The organism is Metabacillus indicus LMG 22858 (genome assembly GCF_000708755.2).
GTDB lineage: Bacteria > Bacillota > Bacilli > Bacillales > Bacillaceae > Bacillus_P > Bacillus_P indicus.
The window spans coordinates 469,899-494,171 of the sequence record NZ_JGVU02000006.1 but is presented as its reverse complement, the minus strand read 5'-3'; the positions used below and the strand labels follow the sequence as shown (position 1 = coordinate 494,171).

General features: G+C 41.8%; 17 protein-coding genes. 16 read left to right on the top strand and 1 reads right to left on the bottom strand.

Translation table 11 applies throughout. The annotated features are described in order from the left end of the window. Window positions 1–75: 75 nt before the first annotated feature. The 7 genes from AZ46_RS16930 (at window position 76) to AZ46_RS16900 (ending at window position 13,071) form a co-directional block, all read left to right on the top strand. Window positions 76–4,710 carry a cell wall-binding repeat-containing protein gene (locus tag AZ46_RS16930; RefSeq protein ID WP_051865635.1) on the top strand — a complete coding sequence of 1,545 codons (4,635 nt, stop codon included), beginning with the start codon at window positions 76–78 and terminating at the stop codon, window positions 4,708–4,710. A gap of 184 nt (window positions 4,711–4,894) precedes the next feature. Then, entirely contained in the window at window positions 4,895–6,985 is a 2,091-nt protein-coding gene (locus AZ46_RS16925) for a cell wall-binding repeat-containing protein (protein WP_029284793.1), read from the top strand. A 76-nt stretch (window positions 6,986–7,061) separates the two neighbouring features. Continuing rightward, complete coding sequence (locus AZ46_RS16920; protein WP_029284792.1) at window positions 7,062–7,826, top strand: hypothetical protein; 765 nt, start codon at window positions 7,062–7,064, stop codon at window positions 7,824–7,826. A 51-nt stretch (window positions 7,827–7,877) separates the two neighbouring features. Next, on the top strand, window positions 7,878–10,100 hold the full coding sequence (locus tag AZ46_RS21060) for a SpoIID/LytB domain-containing protein (RefSeq protein WP_051865632.1): 2,223 nt from the start codon (window positions 7,878–7,880) through the stop codon (window positions 10,098–10,100). Window positions 10,101–10,207: 107 nt separating this feature from the next. Further along, complete coding sequence (locus tag AZ46_RS16910; RefSeq protein ID WP_051865628.1) at window positions 10,208–11,359, top strand: glycosyltransferase; 1,152 nt, start codon at window positions 10,208–10,210, stop codon at window positions 11,357–11,359. Beyond that, entirely contained in the window at window positions 11,328–12,248 is a 921-nt protein-coding gene (locus AZ46_RS16905) for a glycosyltransferase family 2 protein (RefSeq protein ID WP_051865625.1), read from the top strand. Before AZ46_RS16910 ends, AZ46_RS16905 begins: the two co-directional genes overlap by 32 nt. Before the next feature lie 19 nt (window positions 12,249–12,267). Continuing rightward, on the top strand, window positions 12,268–13,071 hold the full coding sequence (locus tag AZ46_RS16900) for a glycosyltransferase family 2 protein (protein WP_029284784.1): 804 nt from the start codon (window positions 12,268–12,270) through the stop codon (window positions 13,069–13,071). 50 nt (window positions 13,072–13,121) lie between these two features. On the opposite strand, the gene AZ46_RS16895 is transcribed toward AZ46_RS16900, so the two are convergent. After that, a complete protein-coding gene (locus AZ46_RS16895; protein WP_029284782.1) occupies window positions 13,122–14,543 on the bottom strand; it encodes an oligosaccharide flippase family protein in 1,422 nt (473 codons plus the stop codon). Between the two features lie 323 nt (window positions 14,544–14,866). Between AZ46_RS16895 and galU the strand changes: the two genes are divergently transcribed. The 9 genes from galU (at window position 14,867) to AZ46_RS16850 (ending at window position 24,260) form a co-directional block, all read left to right on the top strand. Then, complete coding sequence (gene galU / locus AZ46_RS16890; RefSeq protein ID WP_029284779.1) at window positions 14,867–15,748, top strand: UTP--glucose-1-phosphate uridylyltransferase GalU; 882 nt, start codon at window positions 14,867–14,869, stop codon at window positions 15,746–15,748. A 25-nt stretch (window positions 15,749–15,773) separates the two neighbouring features. Next, entirely contained in the window at window positions 15,774–17,093 is a 1,320-nt protein-coding gene (locus tag AZ46_RS16885; RefSeq protein WP_029284777.1) for a UDP-glucose dehydrogenase family protein, read from the top strand. Continuing rightward, window positions 17,090–18,004, top strand: coding sequence for an NAD-dependent epimerase/dehydratase family protein (locus tag AZ46_RS16880; RefSeq protein ID WP_029284775.1), 915 nt, complete (start codon window positions 17,090–17,092; stop codon window positions 18,002–18,004). Before AZ46_RS16885 ends, AZ46_RS16880 begins: the two co-directional genes overlap by 4 nt. Window positions 18,005–18,210: 206 nt before the next feature. Further along, entirely contained in the window at window positions 18,211–18,963 is a 753-nt protein-coding gene (locus tag AZ46_RS16875) for a glycosyltransferase family 2 protein (RefSeq protein WP_029284773.1), read from the top strand. A gap of 219 nt (window positions 18,964–19,182) precedes the next feature. Next, complete coding sequence (locus AZ46_RS16870) at window positions 19,183–19,854, top strand: sugar transferase (protein WP_081870221.1); 672 nt, start codon at window positions 19,183–19,185, stop codon at window positions 19,852–19,854. Window positions 19,855–19,952: 98 nt separating this feature from the next. Then, complete coding sequence (locus AZ46_RS16865; RefSeq protein ID WP_029284769.1) at window positions 19,953–21,371, top strand: lipopolysaccharide biosynthesis protein; 1,419 nt, start codon at window positions 19,953–19,955, stop codon at window positions 21,369–21,371. Window positions 21,372–21,516: 145 nt separating this feature from the next. Beyond that, complete coding sequence (locus AZ46_RS16860; RefSeq protein ID WP_029284767.1) at window positions 21,517–21,876, top strand: hypothetical protein; 360 nt, start codon at window positions 21,517–21,519, stop codon at window positions 21,874–21,876. 21 nt (window positions 21,877–21,897) lie between these two features. After that, window positions 21,898–23,277, top strand: coding sequence for an O-antigen ligase family protein (locus tag AZ46_RS16855; RefSeq protein ID WP_029284765.1), 1,380 nt, complete (start codon window positions 21,898–21,900; stop codon window positions 23,275–23,277). Then, the gene (locus AZ46_RS16850; RefSeq protein WP_029284763.1) at window positions 23,274–24,260 is read left to right on the top strand and encodes a hypothetical protein; all 987 of its coding nucleotides are present in this window, start codon (window positions 23,274–23,276) and stop codon (window positions 24,258–24,260) included. Before AZ46_RS16855 ends, AZ46_RS16850 begins: the two co-directional genes overlap by 4 nt. Window positions 24,261–24,273: the final 13 nt, after the last annotated feature.

Genomic DNA, 24,273 nt, shown 5'->3' with positions numbered 1-24,273 from the left:
CTATCTATGTAAAAGGAGGGATAAATTAGAAGTTTTTGAGAATTGCAAGGCTAATTTACTAGGGGGGTCAAGTAGTTGAAAGTTAAGCTGAAAAGATCGTTATTTTTAATGTTCGCTTTCTTGCTGGTTTTCTCAAATGCTGTTATGGCAGCTGGTCCGACGGTTCAAAAAGGGAACGCCAATACCGAAGTACAGAAAAATTTCGGCAAGCAGACACTTAAAAATCCTGACACAGGAAAACAGTATAAGAGTTCAGATAAAGTACGTGTAATTGTCGAAGTAGAAGGCGAACCTGCAATTACATATGCAACAAAACAAGGGAAGAAATTTGATGCTCTGCCTAAGGCTAAACAAGATGAGCTGAAAGCTAATGCTCTTAAAGAGCAAAAAGCTGTCAAAAATCAAATTGCTTCCAAAAATCTTGGAATGAAATACGAACAGGAATTTACAACAGTCGTCAACGGTTTCTCCGGAGAAGTTGAATACGGCAAGATTGCTCTCATTGAGAAGCTGACTGGTGTAAATAATGTAACGATTGCTCATGAATACGAGCGTCCAAAAGCAAAGCCTGATATGAAATACAGTAAAGAATTAGTAGAAGCGCGCGAGTCATGGGATCTTGGCTATGACGGAGAAGGCATGATTGTCGGAATCATCGACACAGGTCTTGATCCAAGCCATAAAGACATGATTTTAAGCGAAGATACAGTTCCTGCACTTTCTGAAGGTGCTGTTAATGACGCTAAATCAGAGCTTGGCCTTCCGGGCAAGTTCTATACAGAAAAAGTACCATATGGCTATAACTATATGGATGAAAACGAAGAAATTCTTGACCTTGGACCTGGCGCTTCCATGCATGGTATGCATGTTGGCGGAACAGTAGGGGCAAATGGTGATGAAGATAACGGCGGCTTAAAAGGCGTGGCTCCTGAAGCGCAGCTGTTAGCTCTTAAAGTTTTCGGAAATGATCCAGAAATGCCTTCTACATGGGGCGATATTTATATTAAAGCAATTGATGATGCGATTGGTCTTGGTGCAGATGTACTGAACATGAGCTTAGGCTCAACAGCATCATTTGTACTTCCTGAAGATCCTGAGCAGATGGCCATTGCAAGAGCTGTTGAAAATGGCGTCGTTATGGCTGTTTCAGCCGGTAACTCTGCTCATTTAGGAAATGGCTGGGCAAATCCGTATGCAAGCAATCCTGACGTTGGAGTAGTAGGAGCTCCTGGTCTGTCTTACGATTCTCTCCAGGTCGCTTCACTTGAAAACTCAACGATTGAACTTGATGCAATGAAAGTTGATGTTGATGGTGCTGCATTTGGCTCGATTGGATACCAAAAGCAGGACGGACCTAAATTCCTTGATAAATTTAAAGGACAAAAGCTTGAAATTGTTTATGTAGGCGATGGTCAGCCTGCAGGCTATGAAGGAAAAGATGTTAAAGGGAAAGTTGTATTTGTTGTTCGGACTGGAAGTTATTTCTATACAAATATCCAGAAAACAGCTGAAGCACAGGGTGCTGCAGGTGTCATCATCCGCGGATTGCCTGCACACGGCGATTACGTGAATATGGCTCTTGATAAGCCGGTTATTCCGCTTGTGTCACTAAGTGTTGCTGATGGAAACGCTCTTGAAGAGCAGGCGAAAGCAGGCAAAAAGCTTGAAGTGACATTCGGTGATGACAAAGTAGCGGCTCCAAATGCGGAAGCCGGAAAAATGTCAGCCTTCACTTCATGGGGTGTAACGCCTAACCTTGATTTCAAACCTGAAATTACGGCACCGGGCGGTAAAATTCTTTCTACGTTCCAGGACAACCAGTACGGTATCATGAGCGGAACATCCATGGCTGCTCCTCACGTTGCCGGCGGATCTGCAATTGTCCTTGAGAAAGTGGACGAGCTGTTTGATCTTGATGGCGCAGATCGCGTACAAATGGCGAAGAATATTCTTATGAATACGTCTCAGCCAGTAATGGATAAGGGACTTGTGAATGATGCATTCGGATGGGAAGTTCCGTATTCTCCTCGCCGTCAGGGTGCAGGATTAATGAAACTTTACTCAGCGCTTAACACTCCTGCTGTAGTAACGGAATCGAAAACAGGCGAAGGCAAAGTAGCTCTTAAAGAAGTTGGCGATCAAGTGGAATTTACTCTTGATATTAAAAACTTCAGTGAGCAGGCCGTTTCTTATGATGTGAAAGCTAATGTTCAAACAGATTTCGCAAACGGCGGATCTCTTGGATACAATTACGACGAACTTGAAGCTCAGGAACTGATTGACGCGGTAATCAAAGTAAACGGCGAAGAAACAGCAAAAGTTGATCTTGCTGCCGGTGAAACGAAAACTGTAAAAGTTACTCTTGATACTTCAAACGCTAAAGTTTTAGGCGATGACTTCGAAACACCGGTATCTGTAAAAGATGTCTTTAAAAACGGATATTTTGTAGAAGGATTTGTCACATTCTCGGCTGAAGGTCTGTCACAGCTTACTGTTCCTTATGTCGGCTTTAATGGCGACTGGGGCAAAGCGCCAATCCTTGATGCCATGAATTTTGACACAGAGAACGAAACGTTCTACGGAGATGCAGGTGTTGTAGCACGTGCAGGCCAGAGCTTCAACTACCTAGGGTTTGATGCATTCAACAGCGAAATGCCGTTTGATGCACGTAAAATCGCTATTTCACCAAATGGTGATGGAAGCCAGGATGAGATCATTCCTGTTCTGTCCTTCCTGAGAAATGCCAAAGAAGTGAAATTCAACGTTCTTGACGAGAACAAAAATCAGCTGCGTGCAATCCGCACAGAGCTTGAAGTCCGTAAGCATTATTATGACGGCGGCTCAGGTGCGACGTACTCATTAAATCCTGCTGCACAGTGGGATGGAAAAGTGAAAAATGCTCTTGTTAAAGACGGACAGTATTACTATGAAATCGCTGCTACGGTCGATTTCCCTGGTAAGGCTCCTCAAAAAGTACACGTGCCTGTTATCGTTGACACGGTTCAGCCGGAATTGAAAGCTGAATTCAGCAAAGATACAGTCACATTTGAAGGATCAGATGACCGTTCAGGTCTTGCATACTTTGATGTCCTTGTTAACGGCGAGTCTGTTGTCGGCAAAGATAAAGACGGCAACCCGCTGACTCTTGCGCCAACAACAAAAGAATTCAAGATTGCAGATCTTAAAGCCGGTTCAACTGTAACGGTTCTTGCAGCAGACAATGCAGGAAACACATCTGCTAAGGAATTCAAAGGCGTGAATGACGGAACCATTCCTTCAATCATTGCTGAGCTTCCTGAAGCACTTGGAACGTATGCAACGAGTGAAGTGCCTGTAAAAGGCTATATCACAGATGAGTCAAAAGTGACGAACTTTACAGTTGCAGGCAAACCAGTTGAATTAACTTGGAACGCTGAACTAAAACGCTATGAGTTTAATACAACACTTACACTTGAAGACGGCTACCACAGCGTGACAATCGCCGGAGAAGACGAAGCAGGAAACAAAATTTCCTTCATCAAACGCTTCTTCGTTGATACTACAGCTCCATCTGTAACAGTTGATGCACCATCTTCTGTAAGTGCAGCAACAGAAAAAGTAACGCTTAAATCAACAGTATCAGACAATTTCGAAGAGCTTCGTGTAGCAGTTGACGGAGATGAAGTTTTCGTTAACCTGCTGAAAGAGCCTTACGGAATGAACGAAATCACGAAAACACTAAGCACGGCTGTTGCCCTTCAGCCTGGAGAAAACACATTCATGGTTGAAGCAACTGACCTTGCCGGACACAAAACAGTAAAAGAAGTAAAAGTATACCGCGGAGATGACAAAGTCAGCCGAATCAGCGGAGCAACACGCTCTGAGACAGCTGCAGCCATCAGTTCTGAAGGCTGGGAAAGCTCTGAAGTCGTCTTCCTTGCAAAAGGAAAGGGATTCGCTGATGCCCTTGCCGGAGTACCTCTTGCAGCTATGTACGATGCTCCGATTCTGTTAACGAATTCTGAAAACCTGTCGGATGCGGCTAAGAAGGAAATTGAAAGATTAGGCGCTGACACAGTTATCATTTTGGGAGGAGAAACAGCTGTATCCAAAAACGTTCAAGATCAGCTTGGAGATATGGGGCTTGACACAGAACGTATTGCCGGTCAGAACAGATGGGAAACCGCGGCAGCCATTGCCGACCTGGTTGCACCTGATGGATCTGAAGAAGCGGTAGTTGTCAATGGACGAACTTTCGCTGACGCCCTTGCTGTTGCATCTTATGCAGGCCAGCATGGATTGCCGATTCTGCTTTCCGGTCAAGACGAGCTTCCGAAAGAAACAAGTGAAGCACTTAAATCCCTAGGAACGGAATACACCATCGCAGTCGGCGGCCCTGCTGCTCTCAGTGATAAAGTCGTAAACAGTTTGCCTGATGCGGAACGTGTCTTCGGTGCAAACCGTTATGCCACAAGTGTTGAGCTTGCGAAATTCTTTGAACCTTCACTTCAAAAGGTTTACGTTGCTACAGGCTCTGATTATGCAGATGCCCTTACAGGTGCTGCATTAGCTGCTAAGCATAATAGCGGAGTCATTTTAGTAGGTAAATCTCTGCCTGATGAGGTAAAAGGATTCTTTAAAGAAAATAATATCGGACAAGTGACAGTATTCGGCGGCCCGAATGCTGTATCAGATGAAGTTCTTGCTGATATTGAAAAAATACTGAAGTAAACAGTGAGAGACTGATAGGCTTACATGCCTATCAGTCTTTTATGTTTGATTTGCGCTTCTTTAATCCTGTGACTAAAGAACTAAAAGGAGATAATTAACCAAAATTTCATAAAGTTTACTAGGATTATAATGCTATAATAGGAAAGTATTTGTAGAAAATTGTAGAAATGAAGGAGAGTGAAAAATGAAGAAAAGAGTATCATGGGCAGCAGGCGTGCTTTTTGCTGTTCTATTATTCTTCGCCCCGGCTTCAGGATTTGCAGAGAAGGTTCTTGTCATTGATCCCGGACATGGCGGGAAGTTCAGCGGAACATGTGGTTTAACAGGTAATCAAACGGGTTTTTGTGAAAAGAGTGCGAACTTAATCGTTTCACAGAAAGTCAGAGATTTACTGAAGGCGAGTGACATAAACGTTTATTTGACAAGGGATACAGACAAAGCGTTTGCATCTTTTTTAAGCGGTGAGGGCGGGGATTTTGAGAACCGGATGAAAATCGCCAACGGATTCGCCAAAGGCAATAACGATAACAGTGTCTTTATTTCCATTCATCATAATGCACATCCAACGAATACATATGTTAAAGGCTATGAAACTTATTTTTATAACGGGGTCGATCATGCCAAGCCAGAGTATCCCCATGATCCTATGCAAATTAAATATTTGCAGGATAATCGGCGTCTTGCGGCCGAAGTTCATCCGACAGTTTTGTCAAAACTTGGGTCGGTTGACCGTGGTATTGCAGACACGCAAAGCTTTTATGTGATCAGAAACGCTCAAATGCCGGCTTTACTGGTGGAAATGGGCTTTATGACAAACCGTGAAGAAGAAGCCCGTATTAAAACGAGTGATTTTCAAAACAAAGCAGCACAGGGAATTGTACAGGCTGTAACCAATTATTTTAAAGTATATGAAGTTTATGACGCTAAAAACAACAAACTTCTGACTGAAAAATCAAAAGAAAAAGCTTTGGATTTTGCGTATAAGCAATCCAGCTACGTGCGGGTTTTTGACAAAAATGCACAAAAAGATATTTACGCTAAAAATGCAGAATACACCGTGTATGACAAGAACGGAGCTATTGGTGAATTCTACAGTCAGACTGATGCCCAGGCCTTCGCCGGAAAAAAATCCGGTACAAGAGTTGTATCTCAAAAAACCGGATATACGGTTTGGTCAAACTACCTGCCTGCTAAGTATAACCTGTATGTCAGCGGCGTGAAAAAAGGCTCTTATTACGATTTTGAATATGCCAGATCTGAAGCGCAGAAGTATTCTCCAAATGCTAAAGTGGTAAATAATAAGTCGGGTGAAATTGTTCATTCCAATATTTCAGGGGAAAAAGTAACCCGCAGCCTGGATCTACAGAAAATGGTTGGGGCAACCCGTTATGAAACAGCCATTAATGTTTCAAAGAAGATGTACCCACAAGGTTTCAGTAATTCTAAAGCAGAAAAAACGGTCATTATTGCTACTGGAAGCCAGTATGCTGATGCTCTTTCTGCAGGGCCGCTCTCAAGAATCTATGATAAAGCACCTATGATTCTTGTAAAAGGAAATGCACTGGATGCTTCTGTCAAAAATGAGATTATCCGCCTGAAAGCAAGCAAAGCGGTTATCGTCGGCGGTGAAGCTGCTGTTTCAAGGGGCATTGAAACAGAGCTTAAATCGATGAAAATTGCGACAGACCGAATCAGCGGAGAAGACCGTTACCATACAAACCGTCTGATCTTAAACAGGCTGGGCAATGTAACCGGTTATTTTGTGGCTTCAGGACGCAATTATCCGGATGCTCTTGGTGCTGCACCATTGGCAGCAAGCGGCAGCTGGGCAATCATGCTTTCTGATACAAACAGTATCTACTATGATGCACGTGTCAAGCTGAAAGATAAACATGCCATCATCCTGGGAGGAAATGCAGTTCTTACTTCCAACATTGATTATCAGGTTAAAAACATCGGACCGAAAAGCATGATTCGTCTGGGAGGAAGCGACCGCTATGAAACGCTCGCTAAAGTCCTGTGGCATTTCGATCCATATCTGAACTCGGATTCTATCATGCTCTCAACCGGAAAGAATTTCCCTGATGCATTAGCTGCAGCTCCTTTAGCTACAATCACTAAAGCGCCGCTGATCCTTACGGGAGAAGAGATGAACAGGTCCATTGAAGGATTCATCATGTCATACGGCGGAAAGCATCATATTGATGAAATTACCCAAATTGGCGGAGCTGTCTCATCTGAAATTGCAGGTGAAACAGCAAATCGAGTAAGGTAATAATTAAGACCCTGGACGATTGGCTGCCCGGGGTCTTTCTCTTCTTTTAAATAATTTATAGAAAAGGTGATAACCGTTGAAAAGATGGATGAATCTATTGTTTTTCTCATTACTGATTCTCTCAGGATGTTCAAGTGAAAAAACAGAAGAGGTCAAGAATACAGATCAGAAAGAAGCAACAAAACAGGAAATGGAAGTAAAAGAGGAAAGCCAAGAAGAAAGCCAAAAAGAGACGGTAAATCAAAATACGGAAGAAAAGGCTGACGAACAAAAAAATGAAGAAGTTGTTTCCTCTCCTAAAGAAACGCCGGAAAAGGACGATAAGAAAGGTAAGAGTGATACAGCAGATGACGGACCATACCTGAAATACCGCCCTGAAGCAGGACTGAAGAAAGAGTTTAAAGAAGGTGACGTGGTTCTCCTTACAGAACAGGTCATTGCAGCAGACAGTGAGTATGTTCAGATCGCATTGACACTAGGGGACTCTGTCACCACGCAAATCTTTAAATGGACCGGTACTGAAATTACGCTAGTCTTCGAAGACCGGGACCTCCAGGATCATTTTACCAGCATCCTGCCTTCCTTCCAGCCAAACCAAAATGAAAGACTGGCAGGTGAGGGATCGGTATGGGAAATGATCAACGAATCCGGTGAAGCTGACACACCATACGGGAAGCAAAAAAACGTACTGGTGATCCAAAAGACATCTGAAGAAGCTGCTGGGGAGAAAACGATCTTTACGCGCTACTATGCCCCTGGTCTCGGAATGGTAAAAGAAGATTTTGAGCTTACAGGTGAAAATGGATATAAGGGTGAGTCAAGTTTATCTTCTGTTGAATAAACTATCATAATTAGTCACTCTTAATCTATTTATGGTGGAGGAATCGAACAGTTGAATAAGGTTTTTATGTCGATTGTCGCATTAACATTGCTTTTTCTTTTTGCTGATGAAAATATCCTTGCAGCAGCTGAAAATCCTGCGGAAGTATCTGTAAAGCTGAAGCATTATACAGGTAATTCAAAGGAACTGTCTGTAAGTGTCTCTGGAGAGTATTATCTTGAGAACGAAAATACGTTTCGTTTAAAAACGGGTGAACCGTACGAAATAAAGAGTGAGAATGGCAAACTTGTTTTGTATATCGGCAGTCAAAAAGCAGTAACTTTTTCATCTGATCCTGTCTTCAAGCCGGTTAAATACGGGACAGAAAACCTCATTTCAATAGACGGACGCCCTTACCTGGGAACGATGAAATTCACTCTAGAAAGCAGTCAGTATATACGCCCTGTCAACAGCCTTCCGATAGAAGATTATTTAAAAGGTGTTGTACCCGGTGAAATGCCCAGCAGCTGGGCGGTTGAAGCCCTAAAGGCACAATCAGTTGCTGCAAGGACAAAAGCGCTCAAAAGTAAAAACATCGACGACACCGTGAGTGTACAAAGATATGATGGATATACGAGCAGGGCAAGTGCAAATTCCAATGCTGCTGTAAACCTTACAAAAGGCCAGGTCCTCAAGGTGAATGGTAATCTAATAGAAGCCCAGTACAGCTCAAGCAACGGAGGCAAAACAGAAAACAATGCAAATGTATGGACAAGCGGCACTCCGCTGCCTTACCTCCCGGCTAAACAAGATCCATATGATCCTCAAAATCTATGGACGATAAAACTGAATGAAAATCAGCTGGATACCCTCAAGCTTGACTTAACGAAACCGGAAGCATGGTGGGGTTCCCAATTAGAAAAAGACACGAAATATGCAGGGAACATCAAGAAGTGGCTCGGTACAGATGCCAGTTTAAAAGGGAAAGAACTTAAAATCGTCAAAATTACGAAACTCGCAGTCTCTAATGACAAAACAAGCGGAGACCGCCGCAAATCAGGCAGTTACCGAATTGAATTTTTTGTGAAAAATGGAAACGGCACGTACCAAATGAAAGACGGCAAGCTTGAAACCGTTGTAAAAGAGGGGTCAAATGTACCCATTTCAACTTTGCGTTCTATGTTTGGTCTAAATGATTTCAAAAGCCACCTGGTTGATGCCCTTTCTCTTCAAAACGGATTGTATACCATTTCAGGACGCGGATACGGTCACGGGGTCGGAATGAGCCAGTACGGGGCCAAGGCCATGGCAGATCAGGGTAAAGGCTATAGAGATATACTGAACTTCTACTATCCCGGAACGACATTTGATACCTACATCACTCAGGCAATGAAAGAAATCGAGGGAGATGACCGGTATGCTACAAGTGCAGCGATTGCTGAGTATGGCTGGACATCTGTGAACACCGTTTTTATCGGAAGAGGAGATAATCCGGTGGATGCGCTGACAGGAAGCGTTCTTGCAAAAAAATACAACGCTCCCCTTATGTTGAGCAAGCCTGACAAGTTATCAGATTCTGTCAAGCAGACGCTGCAAAAGCTGAATCCTTCAACAATTGTTATTCTGGGCGGAACTTCAGCCATTAACCAGACTGTTGAAAATGAGCTGAAACCTTTTGCCGGCTACGTGTACCGCATCAGTGGAAATGACCGTTACGAAACGTCTGCTGCTGTTGCAGCTCAGACAGGTCATTCCGGTTCTGTTTTCATTACTTCTGATCAAAGCAATTCTCCGGATGCACTCTCCATCGCATCCTACGCTGCCTTTGAAAACATGCCTATTCTGTACACTAAGAAAGATGCTGTTCCACAGCCAACTGCTCAGTTTATTGAAAAGAGCGGGGTGAAAAAAATAACCATTGTAGGCGGAGAAGACGCTGTTTCGGCCAAGGTTGAAGGTGACCTCAAAGCTTTAGTAGGCTCAGCAAATGTTGACCGTGTTTCAGGCAGCGACCGTTACGAAACGAGCATCAACATCGTTAAGAAATATAACCTTGATACCCGCAATGTGTTTTTTGCACAAGGGAAGCAATTTATTGATGCGCTCCCTGGCTCAGTCCTTGCTTCTAATTATCACGCTCCAATCATCTTGGTAGAACAGGACGCAGTTCCGGAAAGTGTGACAAACTATATCAATGAACATATGACGTTTGTTCCCCATATTCATTATTTAGGCGGGAAAAATGCTATTTCAGACGGGGTTCGAAATGAACTTCAGCGTTCCTTTCTGGACTGAGAATAAATGGATTAGGCTGTCTTTGCGGACAGCCTTTTCTTTTTTCCATAAAACCGTGTAAAATAGTAGAAGAAGTTTTTAATAAGATTAACTAAAGGATGAATCAGTTGAAAATTGCTCTTTTTATCCCGGTATTGGGGTTTGGCGGGGCGGAGAAAGTCATGATTACCCTGGCAAACGGCCTTGCACAGCGCGGACACAGCATTGACCTTATTCTTGTTCAAAAAAAAGGCGAACTTCTTCAGGAAGTTTCCAGTGACGTAAATGTTATTGACCTGAAAAGCAAGAAGACGTTTTTCAGCCTCGTGCCTTTAATCCGCTATTTGCGCAGGCAAAAGCCGGAATTCCTGATATCAGCCTTGGATAATGCAAATATTATTTCTTCACTTGCGATGACCTTCTCATTCTCTAAAACACGCCACATTCCCACATTGCATACAAACTTGATGAGATCGTATAAAAAGACTAGAAAATTTGTACAAAAAATCAATCCGTTTTTATTGAAAGCCGCTTTCAGACGGGCAAATAAAATTGTTGCTGTTTCAAAAGGAACAGCTGCCGCTTCGGCTCAGTTCCTGGGAATCCCGGAAACGAAAATCGAGGTTATTTATAACCCGGTTTTAGATCCTTCTATTAAAAAGAAGGCCGAAGTAAACTTGAATCATCCTTGGCTGGCAGACAGGAAAGTGCCGGTTGTGCTTGCAGTCGGCAGGTTGTTTGAGGCGAAAGATTACCCCACCCTGCTTAAAGGCTTTGCAGCTGTTTTAAAGCATACACCTGCAAAACTTATTATTGCAGGAGACGGTAAAGAATCGATAAGAAAAGAACTGAAAGACCTAGCAAAAGAATTACAAATAGATTCAGAGGTTGATTTTATAGGATTTAGCGAAAACCCTTATTCCTATATTAAACATGCAGATGTGTTTGTTCTTGCATCAAAATGGGAGGGTTTTGGGAATGTCCTTGCAGAAGCTCTTTACCTGGGTACCGCAGTTGTATCATCAGACTGTGAGAGCGGTCCAAGAGAAATTCTGAAAAATGGGGATTTCGGGCTGCTGTTCCCGGTAGGCGATGCAGACAAACTGTCTGAAGCGCTGCTTCAACAACTATCTGAACCTATGAAAATAGATAAAGAACACTTAGAGCATCATCTTCTAGCAATGAGCAAAGATTTCTCGGTCGATCATTACGAGAAGGTGCTAAAAAGGGAGTCAGGTGAAAAAAGTCATGAAAGTTTCAGTGATTATCCCCACTCATAAACGGGCTAAAGCTCTTTTTGAGGCATTAACGAGCATAAATAGGCAGACAATAAAACCGCATGAGGTCATTGTAATTAATGATGGCGGGGATCGAAAGACCATACAGATGTTAGAGCGTTTCAAACCGGACAGCTATGCACTTCATCTTAAAGAGCAGGTGCCGGCCAAGGGGGCGTGTACGGCAAGGAATCTTGGCGCCGCCTTATCCAGCGGGGACATTCTTATGTTTCTTGATGACGATGACACCTGGGAACCGGAAAAAATCGAACAACAGCTCATTACATTTAAGCAATCTGCAGACATAGGACTGGTTTATTCCGGGAAGCTTGTTGTTAAGGATACGAATCGAAATAAAATCACCCGTGTCATTCTTCCGCAAAAAAGGGGAAGATTATATCCTGACATTTTCTTTGACAATCTAATTGGGACAACTTCTTCTGTCTCAATTAAAAAGGAGCTGTTTGAGAAAACGGGAGGATTTGACGTGAACCTTCCTGCTATGCAAGACTATGACCTATGGATAAGGTGCTGCAAACATGCCGTAATCGAGCATGACCGGGGGTGTTATGTACGGTATACAATTGCAGATGACCCAAATCACCAGATATCCGGAAACAGTGATCATCATAAGCGGGCAGTCTCCTACCTTTTTGAAAAATATGAAAAAGAACTAACGGTACTTGGGCCGGATGTGAAACGTCGTTTTTGTTCTTCAAGGTATATGCATTTATCAAAAGCCGTTCACAGGAAAAGCTATGGTGAATCCCTCAAATATTCCGTCAAAAGCTTTTTGTATTATCCGAACCTGAGGGCAGCCGCATTATTCCTTCATCCCAAGACATTAAATCTTTTAAATAAATTTGTTTATAAAACAATGAAACCATTATAAGAGTGAGGGCGAGATTTTCATGATTAGTGTCATTATTCCTACACTGGGCACGAGAGTTGAAGAGCTGAACAGATTATTTCAAAGCCTTTCCGTGCAAGAAAGCCAAAACTTTGAAGCGATTGTTGTTTCACAGGACAATCACGAAAAAGTGGAAGAGTTGCTTGGTGCATACACTTTTCCAACCAAACATGTACGATTAAACCGAAAAGGGCTTTCTTATTCAAGAAATGAAGGGATGAAAGCAGTGTCAGGGAGCATCGTCACCTTTTCTGATGACGACTGCTGGTATCCGCCTTACGCATTTAAAGATGCAGAAGCTTTTCTTCAAAATCACCCTGATAAAGCGGGCGTATGTTTTCAAATCTTTGATCCGGTCACCAATGTCTATTATAAAAATTATGCAAGAGAGCCAAAAGACACCCTGACATTGAGGGAGCTGTTTCAGCGTTCCTCCATTGAATTTTTCATTTCACTGGACAGGGTGAAGAAAGAAGATGTTTTCTTTGATGAAGACTTTGGCCTTGGAGCCAGGTATGTCAGCGGAGAAGAAAATATTTTTCTTTCTCATCTTCACAGCCTGGGCCATTCCGTGTCATATGTTAATAATGTTATTGTCTATCATCTGAAGCCAAGTACTGATTCCAGGCTGAATTACAAATCTTTCTTAAGCAAAGGACCTCTTTTCCGGCGCATATCCAACCTGCCTGTCGGGTTTCTGATGCTTACTGCCTTGTTTATAAAAAAATACAAATACTTAGAAAAACCATTTCCCTATTATTTCGCCTCAGTCAGGGAAATGATCAGCTATAAAAAGCGGGGCTGAATGCTGTAAATGAGTAAAAAGAGCGGAGACAAAAAGTCCCCGCTCTTTTTCTATTTCATAAGCTTGCTGATTATAACGGTCCTTAATTGGGCGACGTTACATGCCAGTATCATCAATATGTAACTTACAATGCCAATTGCAACCTGAACCGCAAAATAGATGGTTCCTTCCATGTTTAGAAGCGGCTGGAGGGAGAGGCACATTACTGCTGCAGATAGAACAATTTTAAACGCTTCTTTTGCCGGAAATGTCAGCGGGAAAAGATTTCTCCCGATAAAAAGGCTTAAAAGCATGGCAAGTCCGTAGGAGAAGATCGTCGAATAAGCTGCACCAAGAATTCCATATTGCGGTACGAGGAGAATGTTCAGAACGATATTAACCACAGCTGAAATAAGCACCGGCCAAATTTGAAGCTTTGTGTTCTCTCCCAGCTGAAAAGCAAGGTCGAAATAATATATCTTAAATCCCTGCAGCAAAACAGAGAATGTCACAAAAGCAAAGATTATAGCTGTTTCCTGCTGAAATCCGCTTCCAAGAAAAATGGATGTAAACGGTTTGCTTAGCATAATCATGCCAGCTGCAGCCGGAATGGAGACAAGCAGCAGAAAAGTAGTATTTTTATTCATCTGAACCTGGGCAGCATGTACGCCGCGCTGCTCAAAGGCTTTGACGACAAGAGGGTATGCTGCAAGGTTGATAATCATCATAATCATCATCAATATTTGTTTTGCCAGATCATACGAAACGGCATAAATTCCTGTCTTTGCCGCGCCGAGAAAATAGCCGATAACAAAGCGGTCTGAGCTTAAAAAGATATACTCCATTGAAAGAGTGGCAGCAAAGGGAAGGGAGTAGATCACAATCTCTCTTATTAACGTCCTGTCTGCGAGATTGAGACGGATATCCCCGATATAGCGGGGAAGTAAAAAAACGATTGGCAGCACCATGCCGAAAATCATACCCATAATAATGGCGGTGCTTCCAAAACCCGCCCATATAAGAAAAATGGACATAACAAGTGAAGACACAACCTTTACTGCAGTCATGATTCCATACATTTTTGAGTTCAATTCAGACCGCAAGAGCTCTAAAAGCAAATCATAAACACTTTGTACAGCGAGCATGGCAAGTCCGAGAAACCAAATAAACCCTAGAAGACGAAAGTCATGCACGGCAAAAAAAAGGGCCGTTCCAATCAGAAGAGAAAAAGCGAGCAATGAGAGAAAGGATGCTGCAATCGAACTTAAGAAAACCGCTTTTGTTCCCCCCTCGTGTTTAGGGTTGAACCTGAGCAATCCCATTCTGAGCCAGTGAAAAACGAGCGAGCTCATCATGCTCACAGATGCAAGAATCAACGCATATTCACCGTATTCATCGGGAGTCAAAAGCCGTGTGTAGATGGCGATTGCCAAAAAGTTTACAACCCCGGGGAGACCTTTGGCAAAGAAGTAATTTAATGTATGTCGGAGCATTTTGGATATTCCTCACTTTTAGACAGACTGATTCGTCCCAATAATTGATTCTTCATGAAAGTGCCTCTTTCTTGGCATAATAACGTTAGGAGACTAAACCGGGTTACTATTTAATTCATTATCTTTTTTAAATGTGGTATGATATGTTATTGAGTTTAGATTGTCTGTTTATTGCGTATCTTTGAACGTTTTTTTGGTGTCAGTCATATCCCATTATAATGAAAAATGATTTAAAGCGGTATAGCCGGAAAATTTTCTTTTCTGGTCACTTTTTTTAAAAAATATACGAAGTATATAAAAGTATTTTCATTGGAGGAATCATAATGAAAGTTAAAAAAGCCATTATACCAGCTGCAGGACTGGGTACCCGTTTCTTGCCTGCTACAAAAGCACAGCCAAAAGAAATGCTCCCGATTGTGGACCGTCCGACGATACAATACATTATCGAAGAAGCTGTCAAGTCAGGGATTGAAGATATTCTGATTGTGACCGGGCGCGGTAAACGTGCCATTGAAGATCACTTTGACCGTGCGCTTGAGCTTGAGGAAACGCTTGCGTCCAAAGGGAAGTATGATCAGCTGGATGAAGTGCAGCGAATCTCGGAGATGGTGGACATTCATTACATCCGACAAAAAGAGCCGAAAGGCCTTGGCCATGCCATATGGTGTGCACGAAAGTTTATTGGGGATGATCCATTTGCGGTTTTACTTGGAGATGATATCGTTGTTCCAAAAGGTGAGCCGTGTCTAAAGCAGCTGATTAACCAGTTTGAAAAAACACAGTCTTCTGTCATAGGTGTGCAGAAGGTAGAAAAGCACCAGCTTTCAAGTTACGGAGTCATTGATCCTGATATGGGCGAAAGCAAAGGAGATTTATTTAAAGTGAAAAATCTCGTTGAAAAGCCTGCTGTTGAGGATGCTCCATCAGATCTTGCGATTATGGGACGATACGTATTGACTCCTGAAGTTCTGCAGATTCTAGAAAATACAAAGCCAGGTGCAGGGAACGAAATTCAGTTGACGGATGCGCTAAAAGAACTTTTGAAGATACAGAACATTCATGGTTATATGTTTGAAGGGCGCCGTTATGATATAGGAAATAAATTTGGCTTTATAGAAGCAACGCTTGAATTTGCTCTAATGAGGGATGATTTAAAGGAGCCGGTTCAGCAATTAATTAATTCACTCGCTCAAAAACATAAATAACTACATATGAAAAGAGGGAACTAGCATGAAGATTTGTGTGGTTGGAACTGGCTATGTTGGTCTTGTTTCGGGAGTGTGTTTCAGTGACATCGGCAACAGCGTTACTTGCATTGATATTGATGAACGGAAAATTGAACGCATGAAAATGGGAGAATCTCCTATCTATGAGCCGGGTCTCGATGAACTGATGAAAAAAAATATAAATGAGGGAAGACTGCATTTCTCAACAGACCTTGCCGAAGGCATGGAAGGTGCTGATGCAGTATACATTGCAGTTGGAACCCCACCTAAAGAAAATGGTGAAGCAAATCTTGCGTTTGTGGACAAAGTGGCTGAACAAATTGGGGAAAACCTTAAAGACTACAAAGTCATTGTGACAAAAAGCACAGTACCGGTTGGAACAGGCAAGCGTGTTAAAGCCATTATTGAAAAAGCAGCGGGTCACAGTAATTTTGACATTGCCTCTAATCCGGAGTTTTTAAGAGAAGGATCTGCGATTAAAGACACGATGAATATGGAAAGAGCAGTTATAGGGGTTGAGTCTGCAAAGGCAGAAGCGCTATTGAAGGAGCTTCATGCTCCTTTTAATACAACAATTGTTACAGCAGACGTTGAAACAGCTGAAATGATTAAATACGCTGCCAACGCCTTCCTCGCTACAAAAATAAGCTTCATTAATGAAATTGCCAATATCTGCGAGCTTGTTGGAGCAGACGTGACAAAGGTTGCAGAAGGTATGGGGCATGATAACCGGATTGGATCCGCCTTTTTGAATGCGGGAATTGGATACGGCGGATCTTGTTTTCCTAAAGATACGAGTGCCCTTGTCAGCATTGCGAAGCAGGCCGGATATGACTTTAAGATTGTACGTGATGTGGAATACGTCAATAAGCTGCAGCGGTTTAAAATTGTTGATAAACTTCTTGAAGCTTATGATAACAATATTGCAAACAAAAAAATTGCCGTCCTGGGCCTTGCATTCAAGCCGAATACAGATGATATGCGCGATGCGCCGTCCATTGAAATCATTGAAGAACTTCAAAAACACGGTGCCCATCCGGTCGGTTATGATCCTGTAGCTGCAGAAAATGCGAAAAAAGTCATCAATAATCTCAAAACAGCTGATTCTGTTGAAGAGGCTATTCAAAATGCCGATGCTATTTTGCTTTTGACTGACTGGGATGAAATCAAAAATCTTGATGTGGCTAAAGCAGGAAAAGCGCTGAACGAAAAAATCATGATTGACGGAAGAAACGTTTTTGATCCTGGGTTTATGGAAAATCAAGGCTTCTACTATGCCTCTATTGGACGTAAAACAGTGAACGGAAAGAGGGTTACATCATGAAAGTATTAGTAACTGGGGGAGCCGGATTCATCGGCTCCAACTTAGTTGAAGAATACTTGAAACAAAACCATAAGGTTGTTGTTGTTGATAACCTCTCTACAGGAAAAAAGAAGTACCTTCCTGACGGCATCACTTTTTATGAGGCTGATATTGCAGATGCAGAGTTTCTTCGCATTGTTGAGGAAGAGAAACCGGATGTTATTAACCATCATGCAGCTCAGATCGATGTTCAGACGTCGATAAAGGAGCCTGTGTTTGATGCGAAAATAAATATCCTTGGAACAATAAATGTACTTGAGGCCTGCAGACAGGTTCCTGGTGTACGTTTGGTGTACGCTTCTTCTGCTGCTGTTTACGGCACACCCGAATATTTGCCTGTGGATGAGAATCATGCTGTCGCGCCGCTTTCGACATACGGCATCTCAAAGCATACACCTGAGCACTATATTCAGTCATACAGCACGTTATACGGAATTCCTTATACTATTCTGCGTTATGCGAACGTATACGGAAAACACCAGGACCCAAAAGGGGAGGGTGGAGTGATCTCCATTCTTGTTGATTGTGCAGTTTCAGGCAGGGACTTCACCATTTTCGGTGATGGTGAACAGACACGAGACTTTATCCACGTCGAAGATCTTGTGACGGCAAATGTGGCTGCCACAGAAAAATCCTACAATGAAATAGTGAACATAAGTACTAATATCGAACTTGATCTCAACAAAACCGTTGCCATTTTCCAGGAAGTTACCGGAACGGAACTGGTCGTACATTACGGCGAGGAACGCAAAGGCGATATCAAAAAGAGCTTCCTTGATAACAGCAAGGCAAAAAACCTCATGGGCTGGGAGCCTAAAATTTCACTTCATGAAGGTTTGCTGAAGACTTACCAATTTTATAAAAAAATGTAAAGACTTGCCGCGTCCGCGTGCAAGTCTTTTTGCTTGCCCAGCTGTATAAAGTTCCAAAAAACACCTTGACTTCTATTTATGGGGTATATCTTTACATGACGGATACATTATAATTAAAACCCTGCAATTTTGTTACAAAAAATTCACTTAAAATACGTACTGTTTTATTGTATAGTATTAAATGAGTTTAAAAAGGAGCCTTAACTATGAACACACCTCTTGTGTCTGTCATTACACCTGTATATAATGCAGAGAAATTTATAACTGAAACGATCCGTTCGGTTCAGAATCAAACATATACCAATTGGGAAATGCTGCTTGTAGATGATTGTTCAAGCGATAAAAGCCGCAGCGTGATTAAAGAACTGGCAGCGGCCGATTCAAGAATAAAGCTGATAGAGCAAAAAGAGAACGGTGGAGCGGCCGTTGCAAGAAACACGGCGATTGAACATGCATCAGGGAAATATGCAGCCTTTCTTGACAGCGATGATGCATGGCTTCCAGAGAAATTGATGAAGCAGGTTTCTTTTATGGAAGAACGGAAAATTGATTTCAGCTTTACGAGCTATGAAATCATGGACGATCAAGGAAACCGGCTTGGTCAAGTTGTACATGCCCCGAAAGAAATGACGTACAATAAACTGCTCAGCAACACAATAATTGGCTGCTTAACGGTTATGCTCAACCTGGAAAGTCTGGGGAAAGTGAAAATGGTCAATATACGCACCCGACAGGATTACGTCATGTGGCTTAGTATTCTGAAAAAAGGGTATATAGCCTATGGAATAGATGAAACGCTCGCTCTTTACCGGAAAGTTCCAGGCTCTATTTCGAGCAACAAACTGAAGGCTGCAAAGCAAAACTGGAAAGTTTACCGGGAAATTGAAAAATTATCTCTTTTCAAATCGGCCGTTTCGTTTACAGGGTATGCAATAAATGCAGTGAAAAAGTCTCGATAAAAACAAATATTCTTTAAAAATGAAACTTTTTTCAAGTTATTTCGTCTAACTTTAGGGGAAAATAACGTTAGCGGCCTCTCTTAGAAACCGGATTCTTAATTTTCACCAGTAGAAAAAGTTGTTGACACGGCTACATGTAAGTAAGAGAATAGAGTTTGTATTCAAAAAAGAAGATAAAAAAAATCTTTTTTATTCTTGTAATTTAGAGGTGAATTTTTCATGGCCATAGATCGAGCTGAAATGAACTACTACCGCAATATGCAAAAAGAATACTACTACGAAGAAATAGAAGAGATTGACCTGTCTGATAAAAAAGCGTATTTGATGATTAAGCGTGTACTCGATATTCTTTTATCTTCAGTCAGTTTGATTGTTGCGATTCCCATTATTTTGATCACATCGATTTTTATTAAGCTTGAATCAAAGGGTCCTGCTTTCTTTAAGCAGGAACGAAGCGGCTTAAACGGCAAATCGTTTAACATCTATAAACTCCGTTCCATGTCAACGGATGCAGAGAAAAATGGTCCTCAATGGGCTTCAAAAGATGATAACCGCGTGACAAAAGTAGGTAAATTTATCCGTAAAACAAGAATTGATGAGCTGCCTCAGCTTTTTAACGTGTTCAAGGGAGATATGACAATCTTTGGACCAAGACCTGAGAGACCAATCTTTGTCGAACAATTCTCTAAAGAGATTCCAGGATTTGATAAACGCACTATCGTGAAGCCGGGTCTCACAGGCTGGGCCCAGGTAAACGGCGGATACGACATCAGTCCTGAAGATAAATTAAAGCTTGATCTTTTCTACATTAGAAACATGAGCCTGGCTCTTGATTTTAAAATTATGCTGAAAACGGTCAAGGTTGTTCTAACCGGAGAAGGCGCAAGGTAAAAAAAGCTGTGAGGAATCCCTCACAGCTTTTTTTAAAGGATTGGAAAGAATCATGTTACTCAACTAAGCAAACCTTAATTGGTGATTGGAGTTAAGCCATGTTCAAGAGCAGTTTCATTTATTTTATTTCAAAGGCAGTGCATGGAATTGCCATGCTTGCTTCACTGTTTATTTTTTCGTATTTGTTAACTAAGGAAGAATACGGTATTTACAACTATGTGATAGCCACGACAGCTCTTGTAAATGTTGCGGCTTATCACTGGCTCCGTGTAAGCTTTACCAGATTCTATCAGGAAATTGACAGGGAAGACACAGCGGCAGTAAATAAACTTAAGACCAATATCATTACGGTCTACAGTGTGATACTTGCTGTTTCTTTTCTGGTGTTTGCCGTGCTTGCGATTTTTGCATCAAACCCGCTGATCATTCTCATCATGGGGCTCTTGCTGATTGTTCAATCCTTTTATGAACTGAATCTTGAGTTGTATTCAGCAAGCGTTCAGCCTAAGAAATACTTACTGGCTCTGAATATCCGTTCCGTTACCTTTCTGCTGCTGGGAATCATCCTTGCCCTTCTCGATTTTAAGGAATACAGCCTTCTCATTTCCTTTACAGCAGGGATGATTATTCCCATGTTCATTATCAAAACGGAGTGGACAAAACCTGACTTTAAAAAAACGGATAAAGAAATGCTCGGGAAGCTTTATCAGTTTGGTATTCCAATTGCCATCACGTTATCACTGGAGTATTTCATTACCTACTCGAACATTTTCTTTTTGAATATATATGAAGGAAAAGAAGCTGTCGGTGTGTTCTCCATGAGCTATAACCTTGGAAAGCAGGTTCTTTTGACGCTAGTTTCAACGATTGGACTTGCTTCGCTGCCGCTTATCTTCAGAGCGCATGACGAAAAGAATTACAGTGAAATGAATGATTTGCTCAGAAAAGAAAATGGAATGCTTATCTTTATGCTGTGGCCGGCATCTTTCGGTCTTATCATTGCTGCTTATCCTCTGTTTAACGGAGTGTTGAGCTCTCAATATGCGGGTACCGAAGACCTGTTCATGCTGCTGATGATCGGTAATTTCTTTTTGGTATTTAAAGAGTATTTTTTCATCCGGCCATTTCAAATTAAAAAGAAGACGCGTCTGACATCCGTCGTCTCACTGAGTACAGCAGTAATCAGTGTCGTCTGCAACGTCATCCTTGTTCCCAAATACGGCGTATACGGTGCGGCTTATACGACCATTATCGCGTATGGTTCATCCTGTATAGTGACGTATGCCGTGGGAAGGAAAATGCTCCGTTATCAGTTTGACTGGAAAGGATTTATGGCGAATACCCTGTCAGTCATTACTTTCTGTCTGATTATATGGCTGTTCTTCTACGAGAAGGGTATAGCGGGGATTATCAAGATGGGCATTGTGATTGCCGTCGTACACCTGATTTACTCGTATGCATTTAATTTACTGAACATCCGGAGCTTTATTGATAAAAAGCTTGGCAGGACTTCATGAAAGGTTTTAAATAGTAATACTTGATTAGGGGAAGATTAGTGGGTAACCGTAGGATGAATTTGAAAAAAGATTGATATGCAGTGAATTATTATTCATAATAATCAAAGTGACATTTTATCTAAACCAAATGAAGGGGAGAGAAGCATTGTCTAAGAAATATCACTGGCTTGTTGCCATTCTCTTACTAACCGTTCTCCTGAATGGATGTTCCAAAGAACCATTAAAATTCAGAAACCTCCTCGAAGCTGATAAATATTACCACAGCAATATTGAGGGAATGGAGTGGAGCGTTTTTGAAAAGGGACTTTCTAAAAACGCCCAGGTAAGCAAAGACGATTTTCAATCATTCAAAAAGTTGATTAAAGGAGATCCAGAGTCGTTTCATGTAGTACTTGATAATGAGATGTACAGGTTCTCCCTGGATAAAGAGCTATTGTATCAGACGATCTGGAAAAAAGAACATGGCACTTATAAGTTAAAAGACATCTATATATATGAGAATTAAAGAATAAAGGAGCTTTACGACATGCATCTTGAAGACAGAGAGGTATCATTACCGTCAATATGGTTTAGTTATATTTTGTTTTTCTTGTTCTTTTTTCAAGTTCAGTTTTCCATTTCCCGTTTGTTTATAAATGCACTGCCGATTCCCACTCCTGCATTGATTACAAGTGCCGCAGTACTTGGCCTTGCTCTAGTGTACATAAAAATGACAGGGCGGCACTTTATCAGGGGTCTCTTTGTTAAAAACAGTTTTTACTTCTTTTTGGTTTTATTTGTCGTATCACTTGTCTTTTCGACTCTCTCAGCGTTTTACACAAGCACAGTCTTGTTCAGTACAGAGTATGATCAGTATCTAAGGTCATCTTTGTATACGCGCTTTATTTATTACGGTGCCTATATCGCACTTGTGGTATTGGGCCTTGCTGTGGCCCGCAGGCTTCCGCTTCAAGCCCTTAAGAATATCGTTAACATGTACCCGGCGGCTGTTTTCCTGCTGATTGCGGTGGGTATATGGCAATTTTTTCATTTTACGTATAACGTTCCTTTTCTGGATATAAACACAAGAAGTTTTGTTCACAGCTCAGAAGGGCCGACACTGTTTGATTTCAGGCTTACATCGTTTGCTGATGAGCCAAGCTATCTTGGGCCGATTCTTATTGATTTTCTTATACTTGGTCTACTTCTATTCAGAAAGTGGTATACGTATATTCCGCTGATTTTATTGCCAGCTGGATTTCTTCTGCTGTTTTCATTTTCACTGTCAGCATACGTGAATATTGTTTTTCTGATTGGTTTTTTAGCAGTCCTGCTCGTTTTTCATAAGTCATTTCCAAAAAAGATTCTTGTGTATCTCATCGTCGCCGGTGCAGTTGTTTTTGGTGCTGCGTTTGTTGTAGCCAACGACTTGATGATGGATTTCTTTAATCCGATCATCGGACGTTTTTCCACTATCCTTGACTTTGAGCATCACTCAAGAATGTACATGTATGTCATGCCGTTTTTTTGGCTGTTTGATCATTCGTTCATATCGGCAATGTTTGGATACGGTCCCGGATCATTTGAATTTTTGGCACAAACCAAAATTCTGCCGAGTATCGCGCCTGTTGCCATCTCCTCTAACAATATGTACATCGATATTATGTTTGAGCACGGTGTGATCGGATTCCTGCTCGTATTCACAGGTTTAGTCCTTGTATTTGTTTCGTTAATCAAACACTACAAGAAAAATATTTATTACTTTATTGCTTTGCTGCTGTACGTGCATATGCTCATCACCTCACTCTACAGAGCTGACTTTGTCACACCTAGATTCTGGGGGATTCTGCTGATTGTGGGTCTGCTTTCATTGATTGGAAAGTATGAACATGACCGTTTGCATTCAGTAAGGGAGGAAAATGAATGATGAAGAAAATATATACAAGTATCTGTCTTATTGCCGTTTCTTCACTCATCCTTTCCGGGTGCATTAAACTAAAGACACTTGAAGTTGAACCGGAGGCGTACAAAAGCTTCGCGAAAGAACTCTCTTACTATGGAATAGGCCTCGGGGAGTCAAGGAAGGTTGTTTCAGATAAACTCGGCAAACCGGATGAAGCTGAAGACAGCAGGTATCTGTACAGTGATGAAAAGCTTGAACTGCAGTTTGACCGAAGCCGTATTATGACACTCATGTCTTCGAAGGATCCGGGATTTAAAACAAAGGAAAATATTCATGTTGGTGATACGAAGAACAAGCTTATTAGAAAATATGAAGACTTTGACTTTCTCGAAATTGCCACTAACCAAGGCGCTGTAGTGTACTTCGTTCACAGGGATCAAAATGTCTTTTTCTATATCGGAAGTGACAATAAAATCAAGGAGATCGTCCTTTCAGACCCGGAGCTGCCGATAGCGGAAGCGATGGATTTTATGACATCATTTGATCTTGAACCGTCTCTTGCCGAGCTTGAAAATGAAGATATCATCAAAAACTCAAAGCCGGTCGCCCTTGATCTGGGGTTAGAAGAGAACAAAGAGAAGCTTCTCTCAGATGAATTCATGGACTATGCGAAGGCAAGTCTGTTCCCTGAAGCGCCTGTACCAATCGGGATGAGTGAAGAAGATCTGATCATGAACAATGGCTCACCGGGCTTAATCGATGAGGAAGAAGACTACAAATGGTATTTTTATAAAAAAATGAAAGTGTTTTTTGGAATCAATGAAGAAGACAAAGTTGAACAGATAAAAGCCTATGTGAAAATAACGAAGGATGAGCTCTCATCTGCCTATAGCTTAAGGGAAGAAGGAAATAAGGTCTACATCCAGCTGCCGGAAGATTATCCCGTTACAGCATATGTGCAATTCGCAACAGAAGACACAGGCTATCTTTATATGAAAGAGAAATAAAAAAACAGCCCCC